Genomic DNA, 14,859 nt, shown 5'->3' with positions numbered 1-14,859 from the left:
CATTACTCCTACGCGAGAGTGGTAAAGGGTGTCAGGCACCATAATCGACAAAATTCGGGTCGTGACAGGCATGCTTCTTTGCTGCCGCCCATGTCACCTCCTGGATAAAGGGGATAGTGATAATGATGGAAAATGCATGGCTCATACCGCTTTTCCCGCTATTATCGTTTTTGATCCTTCTTCTATTCGGTAAGCGACTGAAGGAGGCGAGTGCTTATGTGGGGATTCTTCTCACGCTGGCATCGCTTATCTATTCGATTTTGGTGTTATTTGAGCGCTTTTCAGAGCCAACATACAGTATAAAGTTTGACTGGCTCACGATAGGAGATCTGCATCTAACAGCGGGCTTTGAAGTGAATCAATTAAATGCATTGATGCTGTTTATCGTATCGCTCGTAAGTTTCTTAGTACATACCTACTCCAAAGGGTACATGCATGGAGATGAGCGGTTCCCAGTATTCTATGCTTATTTAGGATTATTTACGTTTGCAATGCTCGGCCTGGTGATTTCGCCTAACCTTTTGCAAACCTACATTTTCTGGGAGCTTGTTGGTGTTGGTTCCTTCCTATTAATCGGTTTTTATTATTACAAAGAAGAAGCAAAAGCTGCTGCCAAAAAGGCGTTCATTATGACCCGTATCGGGGACGTGGGCCTCTTCATCGGCATGATCCTGCTCTTCTGGCAAACGAAATCATTTGAATACAGCGAAATTTTCCAAGCTGTTGCCGCCGGTGCTGTATCGCAAACAATGATTACCTTAACGGCCATCTTAATTTTTATCGGAGCCGTCGGAAAATCAGGTCAGTTCCCGCTCCACACATGGCTTCCAGATGCGATGGAAGGTCCGACACCTGTTTCGGCCCTCATCCACGCCGCGACAATGGTTGCTGCCGGTGTATATTTAGTCGCTGCCTTATTCCCGCTGTTCGCAGCAAGCAAAACGGCACTGTTAACCATCGCCGTCATCGGCGCGGTCACCGCTATCTTTGCTGCAAGCATTGGCCTTGTGCAAACGGATATTAAACGAGTACTCGCTTACTCAACGGTTTCACAGCTCGGCTACATGATGCTGGCACTCGGTTCCGCCGGATATGTTGCCGGTGTGTTCCACTTAATGACACACGCATTCTTTAAGGCGCTCCTGTTCCTTGCTGCCGGTTCCGTGATCCATGCGGTCCATACGCAGAACATCGAGGAAATGGGCGGACTTTGGAAAAAATTAAAACTGACCGGACCGCTATTCTTAATCGGAACACTCGCCATCAGCGGTGTGCCGGGGCTTTCCGGATTCTTCAGTAAAGATGAAATTTTAATCGCTGCCTGGGAAGGCGGACATCCTGTTCTCTTCCTGCTCGCACTGATTGCAGCATTCATGACAGCATTCTATATGTTCCGCTTGTTCTTCATGGTATTTACCGGAGAAGCAAGAGGCACGCACAAAAATGTACACGAATCACCAAGCAATATGACCTACCCGATGATTCTGCTCGGCATCTTAGCTGTCATCGCCGGTTATGTGAACACACCATGGTTCGGTTCGTTCCTTGGCGACTGGCTTGTCGATGGCAACCCTGCACTCGGACACGGCCATGTTGAAGGACCGGTGTGGATTATGATCGCCGCAACCGTTGTTTCCTTAGCGGGAATCTACCTTGCTTACTTGATGTACAGCAAACGCAGCATCGCCCGCAACTGGTTGAGCGGCACGGGTGATACGCTGCACACGATTTTACTGAACAAATATTATGTCGACGAGTTTTATAAAATGACCGTCATCGCAGCAACGACAGCGATCAGCTATTTGGCTAAATTCATCGATGTCTTCATCGTTGAAGGACTTGTCAAAGGCGTTGTCGGCATTGTTCAAGGGCTTGGCCAGACCGGTTCGAAAATGCAGAGCGGCCAGGTTCAAACGTATGGGGCAGTCGCCTTCATCGGACTTGCACTGCTCGCCGTCATCTTTGCGTTAACAGGGGGGTACTTACGATGAATTTACATTCCGTTCTATCAATCCTAGTATTCTCCCCAATACTCGGAATCATCGTTTTGGCCTTCATGCCGAAACAATCAGAAAAGGCAATCAAACTAGTCGGCTTCCTTGCGACGCTGCCGGCATTATTCTTGGCGCTTGCGGCCTATCTCCATTTCCAATGGGGCAAGGACCTCGCTGACTTTACGGTCTCAAAAGCGTGGATCCAATTTCGCGGGCTAGGCGTTCAAGAGCCATTTTTTGCGGTGAATTATGAGCTAGGCCTCAGCGGCTTTCAACTGCTGCTTGTGGTGCTGACAGCCATCGTCGCGACACTTTCAGCGATTGCCGCTGCACGATTTGTGAAAAAAGAATGGAAAGGCTACTTTATGCTCTTCCTTCTATTAGAAATCGGCATGCTCGGCGTCTTTACCGCTGAAAACTTAATCCTGTTCTTCATCTTTTTCGAGGTAACATTAATCCCAACCTTCTTCTTGATCGGAAAATGGGGCTATTTTGAAAAAGAAAAAGCGGCTTACAGCTTCTTAATTTATAACGGTTTAGGATCCGCTGTGCTCTTGATCGTGATCATGATTCTGTTCGCGAAAACAGGTACAACAAATATTGACTTATTGACACAAATGATGGCCGACCCAAGCGCACCGCTTTCGAGCGACCTGAAACTTGGTCTGCTCATCGGTTTACTCATCGCTTTCGGTGTGAAACTGCCAATTTTCCCATTGCACAGCTGGATGCTGAAGGTGCACGTTCAGGCACCGCCATCCGTTGTTATGATCCACTCTGGGATTCTATTAAAAATTGGTGCGTACGGCTTAATTCGTTTTGGAATGGGGATTTTTCCCGAGCAGTTTGGAACCCTTGCGACGCTGATCGCGATTCTTGGAGTCATCAACCTACTCTACGGGGCGTTCCTGGCGTTCATTCAAACAGATTTTAAAATGGTTTTGGCTTATTCATCGATTTCCCACATGGGCATTGTGCTCATCGGACTTGCGGCGTTAAACGAGGCCGGGGTGCAGGGGGCGATTTTTCAAGTGGTGTCGCATGGCTTGATTTCGGCGTTATTGTTCTTCCTTGTCGGCATCTTGTACGAGCGGACCGATACATCTTTAATCGAAAACCTGGGCGGAATGGCAAAAGGGATGCCGATTGCCGCAGGCTTCCTGCTTGCAGGCGGGATGGCGTCACTCGGACTTCCTGGTATGTCCGGATTCGTCAGCGAATTTATGGCCTTCCTTGGCTTGTTCCAGGAATTGCCGTGGGTTGCCGCTGTCGGAACGATCGGAATTATTATGACAGCTGCCTACTTGCTGCGCGCCGTTCTCGGCATCACCTATGGCAAGTCGCACCGTGAATTCACCGGCGTGCTTGACTTAAAAGGTGTGGAATTCGTGCCTGTCGTTGTTCTTATGGTTTTAATCGTGTTAATCGGTGTTTATCCAAGTGTTCTAAGCTCTCCGCTGCAAACTACACTGGAAACCATCATGCTAGGGTTAGGAGGGTGATGAAGGATGGATTTAAAGACATTGACATCATTTAACTGGAGTGTCATGACACCAGAGTTCATCATCCTTGGTGTCACCGCACTACTGACATTGTTAGATTTATTTTTGCCGAAAAAAACAGATCGCCGCATCCTTGGCTGGATTGCCATTGCCGGGGTTGCTGCAGCAATCGTTGCAGTATTCAGCCTGCTTGGCACGGAGCCGACGTCGATTTTAGAGGATACCTTCACGCTTGATGCGTTTGGGAAGGCGTTTAAAGTCATCTTGCTTGCCGGCTCGGGGCTTGTCCTGTTTTTAGCCATCAGCTATAAGGCAAAGGATGGACTTGAAGAGTACCGCGGCGAGTTTTATTACTTGTTCTTAACCGCCTTGCTGGGTGCAATGATTATGACGTCAAGCGGCGACTTAATCACGTTATTTATCGGGTTAGAATTGTTATCTATTTCTTCTTATATATTAGCGGGTATCCGCAAGCACAATTTACAATCGAACGAATCCGCGATGAAATACGTCATTAACGGCAGTATTGCCACAGCGATCACTTTGTTTGGGATGAGCTATGTGTACGGCTTGACCGGCTCGACCAACTTGTTCGAAATCGCGACTACCTTAGCGGCGATTACTGACGGTCAGCAGTCTTACTTGATCGGCCTTGCGTTCTTGATGATTTTCGTCGGCTTGTCATTCAAATTGGCAGCGGCACCGTTTCACATGTGGGCGCCTGACGTCTACCAAGGAGCGCCGACACCGGTTACGGCTTTCTTAAGTGTCATTTCGAAGACAGCCGGCTTTGTGATCGTCATCCGTATCCTTGTTGCTGTTTTTTACAATGCGGCACCAGAGGCTACTGGACAGGGCATCCTGTTCAAAATGCATGATTATCTCGCGGTTATTGCCGCGGTGACAATGATTGTCGGTAACGTCGTTGCCTTGAAGCAATCGAATATTAAACGAATGTTCGCGTACTCCAGCATCGCCCATGCCGGGTATATCCTTGTCGCATTGACGACGATGAGCTCGAACATGGTGTATTCCATCTGGTTCTACCTGCTCGCTTACATGTTAATGAACCTTGGTGCATTCGCGATCATCCAAGTGGTATCCGAGCATTCCGGCGGGGCGAAGATTGCAGACTTTGCCGGCCTTTACCGCCGCTCACCGATCCTTGCCGTGCTGATGGGAATTCTACTTGTTTCCTTGGCAGGCTTCCCGGGCACAGCAGGCTTCATCGGCAAATTAAACATCTTTGTCGGCGCCTTTTACGGCACGCCGCACTATGTGCTGGCATCGATTATGATCGCGACCACCGTCGTATCCTACTTCTATTACTTCGGTGTCATGACGCAAATGTTCTTCCGTCCGGCAACTGATGACCGCAAGCTGAACATTCCATTCGGCATCGTCGTCGTCCTGCTCGTCGCAGTCGTCGGCTCCGTATTGTTCGGCATCATGCCAAACATCGCGCTGGACTTCTTGAACAATTTGAAGTAATTATTTGGGAAAAAATTTCGTGGTCAATAGGGGTAATTTTAAAAAAGACGAGGCTTGGGGGAGCCTCGTCTTTTTGTCGTTAATCGACGACTTTCGAAGTTTTATCGACAATTTTGGATGGTTTATCAACAACTTTTCTGCCTTTATCAACAAGTTCCCATTTTCAAGCTTAAAAGCCAGGCGAATAGCCTGGCAAGGTCATTGTTTTTATGTTTTTAGGGCGGGATTAGTCGAGTTCATCCTTGACCTTATCCTTCACTTCCCCGACGCCTTCCTTCACTTTACCCTTTGCTTTATCCCATTTACCTTCCGCTTCTGTTGAACGGTCGTCCGTTAATTTGCCCCATTGCTCTTTCGCTTCGCCTTTCACCTGATCCAGTCCGCCTTTTAATTTGTCCTTGTTCATGTCTAGTTCCTCCTATCAATCTATGAATGTTTGTTCTACTTTTGTATTTTCCCTATTTATAGCAAGCTAAACTTCTTTTTAAGGATTATCCGGTGCATCCTTGTTTTCACCATCATTGACACCGTTATCCTGATCGACGCCATCGCCGACACCTTCATCTTTCAATTTATCCTCGACATCATTCTTGATATCTTCCATATTGTCCTTTGCATCTTTGAAGCTGTCATTCGCTTCCTTCTTTGTATCATTATCAACCTGATCTTTTTGCTCGCCATCGCTAATGCCGTTATCCTGGTCGACCCCGTCGCCGCAGCCGGCCAAACCGCCAAATGTCAGAATCGCCGCCAAACCGCCTGTTAGAAGTGTTTTCTTATTCATGTTAACTCCTCCTTTTTTGTGATTCGATCTGGTGACTGTATTCCCGCCAAATAGGTGGCTGAAACTTATTTTTCCACAAGGAAACTCAACATTGTGAAAAATCACCTCTTATACATCCGCGAATTCTTCTATCATTACGGACTTTTTCATTCAATGAGCGAATTTCTGGCTTCAATGAGCGAATTTCATAAGTTAATGAGCGAATTCCGACGATTAATGAGCGAATTTCCCCATTCAATGAGCGAATCTAACAAAACAACAATCTATAAAAAATGTTTAAACGGAAAGGAACGAGGGAAACCATCTATCAAACTTACTGAAAAGGAGAGATGTTACATGACATTCAACAATATGCTGAGAGGCTGGTACATATATACCGACCAAATTCCTCATCTGCTGCTGGCGCTTCTCGTATTACTTGTCGGCTGGCTGGCAGCGAAAGCAATTGGCAAGGCAGTCGAAAAGGCTTTATCGAAAACAAACCTCGATAATAAGCTGTTTTCAAATGTTGGAAGAAGAAGATACCCATCAGAAGTAATTGTCGGAAAAATTGTCTACTATATGTTATTGGTGGTCGTCTGGATTATCTTTTTCAACATGCTTCACCTCAGCTTAATAGCCGAACCGCTTGTTCAAATGGTTTCGACATTGACTGCAGCGATTCCTAATCTATTAAAAGCAGCACTTATTCTCCTATTAGCATGGGTCGTTGCTTACCTAGCAAGAATGGCCTTTAAAAAAGGAGCAGCTATGCTCCATTTAGATCAACGCCTCGGAAAATGGAACATTTCGAGCAGTGAAGCGAATACAACAAGCACAGTGAACAGCTTGGCTCAAGCCATCTTCTATCTGGTACTTCTGCTGTTTTTACCGGCGGTATTGGGGGCTTTGCAGCTTGAAGGAATTTCAGAACCGTTTACACATGCCTTAACAACGATGATAGGCTTCATTCCGAAGCTATTTGCCGCCGCACTTATTGTGTTTATCGGCTGGCTGATTGCGAAAATCGTCCGCGATATTTTAACCAACTTTTTAAAAAGTATTGGGACAGACCGGCTCGGTGAACGCTTTGGCCTGATGAAATCGGCTGAAGGAGCCAATATTTCCGCGATGATTGGAAATATCGTATTCATCTTGATTTTAATTCCAACCATTATTACCGCATTAGAAAAATTAGACTTAAAAGGCATTTCGGAGCCGGCAATTGCGATGCTTCAGCAAATTGTCACACTGATTCCAAACATCATCGCTGCGATTCTATTCATTTTAGCAGGGGTATGGCTTGGAAAATGGATTGAAAAAATGGTCACGCAAATGCTATGGCGTCTACGATTCGATAATATTTTCCACCACATGGGAATCGGTTCCTTAACGCCGGAGCAATCGAAATATAGTCTGTCACAGCTAGTCGGCTTGCTGGCAAAAATCATTGTGGTTCTTTTATTTACCGCAGAAGCCTTACAGATTGTTCATTTACACTTCTTAGTTACGTTAGCAACAGGGGTAATCGCATACCTGCCAATGCTTTTAGCGGCAATTGTCATTCTCGGAATTGGCTTATATTTAGGGCAATTAGTGGAGCGCATGCTGCAAAATATCTTAAAACAGCGCTACTCCCGCACCTTGGCGGCGATCGCAAAATATGCGATCTTTACGATTACGCTATTTATGGCATTAGATCAATTGGGTGTCGCCCATTCGATCGTGAATGCAGCCTTCGTCCTCGTCCTTGGCGGATTGACCCTGGCATTTGGTCTGGCATTCGGTCTCGGCGGAACAGAGTTTGCCCGAAAATATTTAGGCAAATTAGATGAGAAAATAGAAGAGGAAAATTGATAGACTAAGCAATCCGAAATCCTCACCTGATTTCGGATTGTTATTTTTAGAAAGGAGGTTGTCAGGTTGCTGCTAATCAATTTACTGGCGATTGTATTGTTGATTGTCTTTACGGGTTTCTTTGTTGCGATAGAATTTGCGATTGTCAAAGTGCGGACATCGCGAATTGACCAATTGATTGCGGAAGGGAAGAAGGGCGCTGCCGCGGCGAAAAAGGTCGTGACCCACCTTGATGAATATTTATCAGCCTGCCAGCTTGGCATCACGGTGACAGCTTTGGGACTTGGCTGGCTCGGGGAGCCGACGGTGGAAAAATTGTTTCATCCGCTGCTTGCAGCACTGCGAATGAATGAAGCGGTTACTCATCTTGTCTCGTTTTTGCTAGCCTTCGCCATCGTGACCTTTATCCATGTCGTCGCCGGAGAATTGGCGCCAAAAACGGTAGCGATCCAGAGAGCGGAAATGATTACGCTGCTGTTCGCCAAACCGATCATCTTCTTTTACAAAATCATGTATCCGTTTATTTGGGCGTTAAACAATTCGGCCCGCGTGCTCGTCGGTCTGTTCGGTATAAAGCCGGCGTCTGAGCATGAATTGGCGCACTCGGAGGAAGAGCTGCGGATTCTCCTGGCAGAAAGCTATCAAAGCGGGGAGATTAACAAAAATGAGTGGAAATATGTCAACAATATTTTTGAATTTGACGAGCGCGTCGCTAAAGAAATCATGGTGCCGCGCACGGAAATGAGCTGCCTCTCAGTTAAAGATTCGATTCAGGACGTCGTGCAAACGATGAAGGAGGAAAAATTCACCCGCTATCCGGTGATGGAGGGGGATAAAGATCATATTATAGGCGTAATGAACGTGAAAATGTTTTTAACCTCCAAACTGATGAACAAGGGTGCCTATCAAAATTGGAAAATTAAATCCTATATCCAGCCTGTCATTCGGGTCATCGAAACCATCCCGATTCACGACCTGTTGATTCGAATGCAAATGGAGCGGACCCATATGGCGATCCTGCTCGATGAATATGGCGGCACATCCGGGCTGGTGACGGTCGAAGATATCATCGAAGAAATTGTCGGCGAGGTGCGGGATGAATTTGATGCTGACGAAGTGCCTGAGATTCGCAAGGTTTCCACTGCTGGATCTGGGATTGTAGAGGCGGGTAAGCACTATATCGTTGATGCGAAAGTGAGCATTTCGGAGGTAAACCAGCTGCTCGGCACGCAGTTAACTGCCGATGATGTCGATACCATCGGAGGCTGGTTCCTGACACAAAACACCGCAAGTCAATTGGGGGAGTTAGTGGATGCGGAAGGGTATTCCTTCAAAATCCATGAAGCGGACGGCTATCACATTATGTATCTGGAAATTAAAAAAGATTGAAAACAAGCCTCACGATGGGGCTTGTTTCTGTGCTTAGATACGCATTTTGGCTATGGGGGAGGGGAAGGGGTTGATAAGATTATGAGAGTTGTTGATAAACAATTAAAAGTCGTCGATAAACCCTTTAAACTGCATCCTAAGGCAATTCCTCGGAAGAATGATGCAGCTTTTTCTGTTTTTCCTCCATCAGCTGAATATCGTGCACAAACGTTTTGGAAATGACCTTTTCGGGTCCAAATAACAAAATCTGATCGCCTTCCTGGATGGGGGTGTCATAGATATTTTTTACAATCCTCACATCTCCGCGTTTGATCAACAAGGCGATTAGCCCCAGGTTGTCATGATCCTCAGCGACTTCATTTAATGTACGATTAGCAAGCTCTGAATCTTCATAAATATGCAAATCGAGTAAGGTATCTTCTTTATTTTTCAAAAAAACATCCCGCATTGGCAGGTCGGCAAGCTCGATCTTTCGCGTGATTTTTCCTGTAAAACCCCGCTCTAACAATCGTTGGACGCCGCGCAGCTTTAGAATGGCAAAAACAGCGATGGCAATGGCGGCGGCTGATAAAATTTCCTTCGTCCGAAGCCCTTCGGAAAGAAACTGACTAATCGACGAGATGATTACCGCGAGGGAAAAGGCGCCAAACAGAATGAGAAAGCTCGCCAGCCTTCGGCGAACCGGGTGACCCAAGATCAGCTCGGATTCACCGGTCGTAAAGCCGGTTCCGGTCATCATCGAAATGACCTGGAAGCGGGAGACCTCCACTTTCAGCCCTGTTAAGCGAAATAAAATCACAAAGATTTCAATGACGGCCCAAATGATAACCGAATAGATGCTTAAAAAGAGAAGCATATTTCACCTCTTCACAAAAATAGCCGGGGCTAAAGCGCCCCAACCATTATTGCATTTTCTCATTATAAAACTGAACAGAATAGCCCGCGCCCTCGCTGACCATGTTGTTGTCTTCTAAGTCGTGAGGGTGGGGATGGCCGCCCTTTTCAATCGGAAGCTCCTCGGTTTTTTCAAAAACAGTCGGTTTTACTTTGCTTTTTAAGTCTCTTAAAAAGCTTTCCGCCTTGATGCGATTCGGTTTTTTTGATAACCACATGGCAGCTGATGCGCCAACACCTACAGCTAACAAGGTGTTCATACTTAAAACTTTCATCACAATCCCTCCTTAACCCTATAAATACCCTGCCTCCATTGTCATTAAACGTTTCAATTCGAATATTTTCGGGGAATCAGCTAGTAAACAAGAGGGAGAGATAGGAATGGAAAAATGGATTGGGACGAACAAATGGAAATGGGTGCAGCTGAACCCAACGGACATGAACCATCTCGAGCGGGAGGTTGAGCAGGATGACTATACGGAATCCTGGCTAGAGCATGTTCAGGCGAATACGACCAACTGCCTTCGGGTGGACTGCTTGGAGAATGGGGAAAAGGCGGTAAAAGGGTCGATTATCTATAAACAACATTTTGCCAGGGAGGAGGATAATAAAATATTTCATTTTTATTTGACGACGGAAAAGCTGGTGACGATTAATCTTGAATTGCAAACGGATCAGCAAGTGCTTGCTCAACAATTAGCCCGTACGAAAAATGCCGTTGACGGCTTTTTATTTTTCCTCGGGGAGCTGATGAATGAGATGCTGGTGGAGATTGATCAGTTTGAGAAGGCCCTCAAAACGCTGATTTGGAGCGTGCGTAAGCGGAATGAAACGAGCATTCTTGAGCTTGTCTATACACGAAGGCATGAGCTTTTGGTGTGTAAGAATCTGTTGATTCCGATTAAAGAGGTCAAAATGGCGATTGAGGAAATCAATCTGCACGGCAGCGGCAGTGAGGAAATTTACAATAGTACCTCCAAACGGATTGAGCGGGCGATGGTGCTGCTGAACGAGTATGAACATGAGCTCGATTCGATTATCAATTTAGAGGAGGTCATTTCTTCTCATCGCGGCAACGAGATAATGAAAACTTTGACGGTGATGACGACGATCTTTACCCCGGTTATGGCCTTTGGGGCGTTATGGGGGATGAATTTCAAACAAATGCCGGAACTCGAGTGGCGGTTCGGCTATATTTTTTCGATTGTAATGATCATCATCTCCACGCTGCTTTTATATGGCTATTTGAGATACAAGGGCTGGACCGGCGACCTGTTGAAAGGGAAAAAGAAGGGTTCATTTTTCAAATAGAGGTTTAGAAGGAGGGGGGCGTGGTATAACACTATTAAGGTTATAAATTAGATAACCTGACTGAAGAATCCAGCTTTTTACTAGAAAGAGGGTGGTGTAAATATGTGGTTGCCTGTTCGATAAACCTGTGTTTAGGCAAAGGATGAAAGACAGCAATCTCAGGAGGAGGAAACAATCATGGCTAAGAATGTTGCAGACCAGAAGGAAATGGAAGAACAGCTGAAAAAGGAAGCGCCATTTTCCAAAAGTAACAACAATGAACCTGATAGGCAAGCCAAAGAGGATGGTCCTTCCAGGAACAGAGATGATACACAGCAGAACGGACAAAGATACGGAGACGAAATTTCTAAGAATGCTGACCCGGAGCTGCAGCAAGATAGGCAGCGTCAAGCTGAGCGCCAGCAGCAAAACGGGCAAGGGTACGAAGACGGCACGTCCATGCAGGGCGATATAAAGCGTCAGCAGCAAAAGGATCCAGAGGGCATTCCAATGGAACGTGAAATCGAACAATTATATGGACATCGGGAAGAAGAATTCCCCGCCAAACATGAGGAAAGAGAACGGCAAGAAGTAGACAGGGAATGAAGCTGAAAGCTGGTTCGTCTCGATGGATCATAATTTAAAATAATAAATCAACGCCCGGACGTGCTCTGGGCGTTGATTTTTCGTATTTTACATCATGAAGACATGTTTTCTGCAATTCTTTTCAGTTCGATCGCACGAGTAATGATGAATTTCCTCATATATTTTTCCAAAAATAATTTGTCCGCTGCTATGCCGATTAGGCCGAAGGGGGACCTGTATGCAAATGTATCTTTCATGATGGTCCCGCCCTCTTTTTCTACAAATTGATGTGTGTGCGTGAAAGAATGGAAGGCACCTTTTACCATAATATCTACAAATTCATGCGGCTTTTCCATTTGGGTCACTTTTGCCGTTAAGCGTTGTTGTATCCCAAAATGAATGGCTTCCCAAGTGACCGTATCTCCTATCTCTAATAACCCTTCTGTCACTCCATCTACGGCCTTTTCTTTTGTTTTGCTTGTGGTTTTTGTATGGATATTCACATTTCTGGCAAGGTCAAAGCAGAGATCTAAAGGGGCTTCGATAAATAGTTCGTGTTTAATAATCGGCATGTACATTCTCCCTTTTAAAACCCTGGTTTTTTTAAAAGCCGCCCTTGTTAGGGTAGCATGTTATTGAAACGAGCTCTCCATGATAAAATCCGGCCGTTTTTTGAGGTATTCAATTTTTTTCGCTTGGTACATATGATCCTTGAACTGATAAGTTATTAGGATGCCGCCCTCGGTAGGGGGAGAAAGCTGGCCGCTCATATAAACTACTAGTTTGCCCTTATAGATAGAAAAATCAATGACCTCATGTTTCAAATAGTCATAAAGAGTAGCAATGGTTTTCTTCTTGCCAATGGTGATTTCGACTTGGTCATTGGATACTTTTTTCGTATGTACATTCTTTTTGATAATCGCCTCCGGATCGTCAATTAACATTTCCTCATATACTTCGCCAATATTTGTTTTCGTTTTCTGGAGGACGTGTGCTTCGGTAACGAGTATTCCTGTGCCATGTTCAGTGGTTAGGATGACCACCAACTCTTCTTTTCTGTCCTGGTTGATATCTTCGAAAAAAAACCTCGGGCCATACGAAGGAGCATCGGAACTTCTCCAGTAAGGGAACCATCTGATTCCTTCATCCGTCTGCAGCCTGAATTTTTCTAAGTGTCCTTCTCTTTTTGTTGCATAAAGAGCCGCTTTTGCTTTCTTTAGCGTGGCGACCACTTCTGATTGCGGTTCTCCTTTGTTCGAAACATGAAGCGTCTTGTTTTTCTCATCATATTCTACATCCAGTTTCAGCTCGCTGCTGATCGATTCAAGGGCAACAAAGGGCGCCCCGCCGATGATCCGGACGATGGAAGAAGTATCGTAAATGGAAGTGCCGAAGATGGGCTGCCCATTGACAAACACCTTAAATGGAGCCGCAGCAAAAGTAACAGGAACAACGGTAATCAATAGCAAAATAATGACGGAGAAACACCACTTTATTTTCATGTAATCAACAGCCTTTTGGGGATTTTATTTTTTTATTTTTCCCAGGCTGGCTCTTAATTAGTAAAAAATAGAGTGGGGGATCTGTAGGCGCAGGGTAGAAAGTGACTTCGGCGCAATAGGAGTATATAAATCACAGTATATAACAAAATATTTGAAGGATGAAATATGTAGGAGGATTTCTTTGCAACAGTTTACTTACCAAGTACCGTTCACGGTAGCTAAGACAACAAAAATACCAATGATAAACAAACAGGGTGACCCTGTTTTTGAGATACAAAAACAGCCGCATCGTTTTCTTGCCAACATCATCGACTCGTCATTACGTTATGGTTTACCCTATTGTTATCGAATTTCCAAGGTGAACGGGCAGCGCCTTTACAGTATAGACTCTGCGTTTCCTGGCGTTCGCTATAAATTGCTTGAATATATATCACAAAGCACAGTGCCAATTGTCTCGCATAGAGTTCAATTAATCGAAAAAGCGTATTCGTTTAGATTGGATAACCAAGAATATTATTTTGAGAAAGATTATACAAATGCTGGCTATTTAAAATGCAATAATAAACAATTAGCCACTGTGTCAATGCCGAATGGTACGAAAATTCTGGCTAAAAAAGGTACAATTATAGTAACCGGAATAACAGAGGAAATTGCAGCACTAGCTGCGGTATTGTATCATACGTTTTATTATTATGGTGCATAGAAAAGCTTATTAGAAAGGCTGTTTTCGTAAACATTGTTGTCATTTTACAAATTCAAACTCATAAATGTTTCGTTTTCGATGTAAATTTATACTTTAACCATTATATATTTAACGGTCAAACCGGTCTATGAGCGAATTGTGGTGTTCAATGAGCGAATTTACAGTTTCAATGGGCGCATTTCAATGTTTAATGAGCGGATTTTGCCATTCAGTGAGCGAATCCAAGAAAGATACAGCAAATAACAATCTTTCCATTATGAGAGACATTTTTACAAAGGAAAAGTTCCCTATACCGATTGGATTTACAGAGGAGAATGTCAATCCACGGGTAAAGAGGACTTACCGGCGCCAATGAGTTGGGATTCGGCTGTCACAGATAGTACCACACGTGTTTTTTCCGACAAGCTGATCATGTTTCATGTATCAGCAATGATTGCAGCAGGGATCGGTAATTTTGGCTTGGCAATGGCTGCAAGTCCTAGAAGGGATTTAGGTGCGAAATATGCGTCATTAATCCCGGAAATTTCCCTTTACGCGGAGGATGGAGCCAATATCATGATCAAACACGGCTGGCTGGAGGAGCCGCCGCAGGCAGATGACCGTGAGGATTTGGTGAAGGGGTAGAAGGATGACGGGCCAGCCATTAATGGTTGGGGGATAATTTGTCCCTAATAGCTGTATACCAAAAAAGACGCTTCCAATGGGAGCGTCTTTATTACTGTTTTGGAACATACGTTCGTTTTGTGGGACAATTCAAATAGACGGGTCTATACTCGACCTTCATATTATTAGTATAAACTATTCGAATTTATAAGTCTATATTTTTTGAAAAATTTGTTTTATAGTTTTTATACCCGGCCGGGGAAAAAGCGCAGTGAAAAGGGGGGAT

General features: G+C 44.9%; 15 protein-coding genes. 9 read left to right on the top strand and 6 right to left on the bottom strand.

The genetic code is table 11. From position 1 onward, the window contains the following. Positions 1-122: 122 nt before the first annotated feature. From nuoL to nuoN, 3 genes are read left to right on the top strand one after another with little or no spacing between them, the layout of a single operon-like run. On the top strand, positions 123-1,991 hold the full coding sequence (nuoL, locus tag ACO1D1_RS06290) for an NADH-quinone oxidoreductase subunit L (RefSeq protein ID WP_423335297.1): 1,869 nt from the start codon (positions 123-125) through the stop codon (positions 1,989-1,991). Continuing rightward, entirely contained in the window at positions 1,988-3,496 is a 1,509-nt protein-coding gene (locus ACO1D1_RS06285) for an NADH-quinone oxidoreductase subunit M (RefSeq protein WP_423335296.1), read from the top strand. Before nuoL ends, ACO1D1_RS06285 begins: the two co-directional genes overlap by 4 nt. A gap of 6 nt (positions 3,497-3,502) precedes the next feature. Next, entirely contained in the window at positions 3,503-4,987 is a 1,485-nt protein-coding gene (nuoN, locus tag ACO1D1_RS06280; protein WP_423335295.1) for an NADH-quinone oxidoreductase subunit NuoN, read from the top strand. A 226-nt stretch (positions 4,988-5,213) separates the two neighbouring features. Here nuoN and ACO1D1_RS06275 read toward each other — a convergent pair whose 3' ends face one another. Beyond that, positions 5,214-5,393: a CsbD family protein gene (locus ACO1D1_RS06275; protein ID WP_423335294.1), complete on the bottom strand. Its 180-nt coding sequence runs from the start codon at positions 5,391-5,393 to the stop codon at positions 5,214-5,216. Positions 5,394-5,471: 78 nt separating this feature from the next. Then, positions 5,472-5,771: a hypothetical protein gene (locus ACO1D1_RS06270; RefSeq protein ID WP_149872351.1), complete on the bottom strand. Its 300-nt coding sequence runs from the start codon at positions 5,769-5,771 to the stop codon at positions 5,472-5,474. Positions 5,772-6,107: 336 nt separating this feature from the next. Here ACO1D1_RS06270 and ACO1D1_RS06265 point away from each other — a divergent pair, with 336 nt between their 5' ends. Together ACO1D1_RS06265 and ACO1D1_RS06260 are read left to right on the top strand one after the other, a co-directional pair. Continuing rightward, positions 6,108-7,607, top strand: a complete 1,500-nt coding sequence (locus ACO1D1_RS06265) for a mechanosensitive ion channel (RefSeq protein WP_423335293.1) — start codon at positions 6,108-6,110, stop codon at positions 7,605-7,607. Positions 7,608-7,673: 66 nt separating this feature from the next. Then, a complete protein-coding gene (locus tag ACO1D1_RS06260) occupies positions 7,674-8,996 on the top strand; it encodes a hemolysin family protein (RefSeq protein ID WP_423335292.1) in 1,323 nt (440 codons plus the stop codon). 136 nt (positions 8,997-9,132) lie between these two features. Here ACO1D1_RS06260 and ACO1D1_RS06255 read toward each other — a convergent pair whose 3' ends face one another. Together ACO1D1_RS06255 and ACO1D1_RS06250 are read right to left on the bottom strand one after the other, a co-directional pair. Continuing rightward, positions 9,133-9,852, bottom strand: a complete 720-nt coding sequence (locus ACO1D1_RS06255; RefSeq protein ID WP_423335291.1) for a TrkA C-terminal domain-containing protein — start codon at positions 9,850-9,852, stop codon at positions 9,133-9,135. Positions 9,853-9,898: 46 nt separating this feature from the next. Next, complete coding sequence (locus tag ACO1D1_RS06250) at positions 9,899-10,165, bottom strand: hypothetical protein (RefSeq protein WP_423335290.1); 267 nt, start codon at positions 10,163-10,165, stop codon at positions 9,899-9,901. A gap of 106 nt (positions 10,166-10,271) precedes the next feature. On the opposite strand from ACO1D1_RS06250, the gene ACO1D1_RS06245 reads away from it, so the two are divergent. Both ACO1D1_RS06245 and ACO1D1_RS06240 read left to right on the top strand, forming a co-directional pair. Then, positions 10,272-11,201 (top strand): magnesium transporter CorA family protein, encoded by a 930-nt coding sequence (locus ACO1D1_RS06245; RefSeq protein WP_423335289.1) that lies wholly within the window; start codon positions 10,272-10,274, stop codon positions 11,199-11,201. Between the two features lie 177 nt (positions 11,202-11,378). Then, the gene (locus tag ACO1D1_RS06240; RefSeq protein WP_423335288.1) at positions 11,379-11,786 is read left to right on the top strand and encodes a hypothetical protein; all 408 of its coding nucleotides are present in this window, start codon (positions 11,379-11,381) and stop codon (positions 11,784-11,786) included. A gap of 92 nt (positions 11,787-11,878) precedes the next feature. Here ACO1D1_RS06240 and ACO1D1_RS06235 read toward each other — a convergent pair whose 3' ends face one another. Further along, on the bottom strand, positions 11,879-12,337 hold the full coding sequence (locus ACO1D1_RS06235; protein ID WP_423335287.1) for an SRPBCC family protein: 459 nt from the start codon (positions 12,335-12,337) through the stop codon (positions 11,879-11,881). 60 nt (positions 12,338-12,397) lie between these two features. Beyond that, positions 12,398-13,267 (bottom strand): hypothetical protein, encoded by an 870-nt coding sequence (locus tag ACO1D1_RS06230; RefSeq protein WP_423335286.1) that lies wholly within the window; start codon positions 13,265-13,267, stop codon positions 12,398-12,400. Between the two features lie 181 nt (positions 13,268-13,448). Here ACO1D1_RS06230 and ACO1D1_RS06225 point away from each other — a divergent pair, with 181 nt between their 5' ends. Together ACO1D1_RS06225 and ACO1D1_RS06220 are read left to right on the top strand one after the other, a co-directional pair. Beyond that, positions 13,449-13,970, top strand: coding sequence for a tubby C-terminal domain-like protein (locus ACO1D1_RS06225; RefSeq protein WP_423335285.1), 522 nt, complete (start codon positions 13,449-13,451; stop codon positions 13,968-13,970). A 300-nt stretch (positions 13,971-14,270) separates the two neighbouring features. Beyond that, positions 14,271-14,594: a DUF3231 family protein gene (locus ACO1D1_RS06220; protein ID WP_423335308.1), complete on the top strand. Its 324-nt coding sequence runs from the start codon at positions 14,271-14,273 to the stop codon at positions 14,592-14,594. The last annotated feature ends 265 nt before the right edge of the window (positions 14,595-14,859 follow it).

This window comes from Neobacillus sp. 19 (genome assembly GCF_049463095.1).
Classification (GTDB): Bacteria; Bacillota; Bacilli; order Bacillales; family Cytobacillaceae; genus Neobacillus.
The sequence above is the reverse complement of the archived record's forward strand: the minus strand, read 5'-3'. Positions and strand labels throughout refer to the sequence as shown.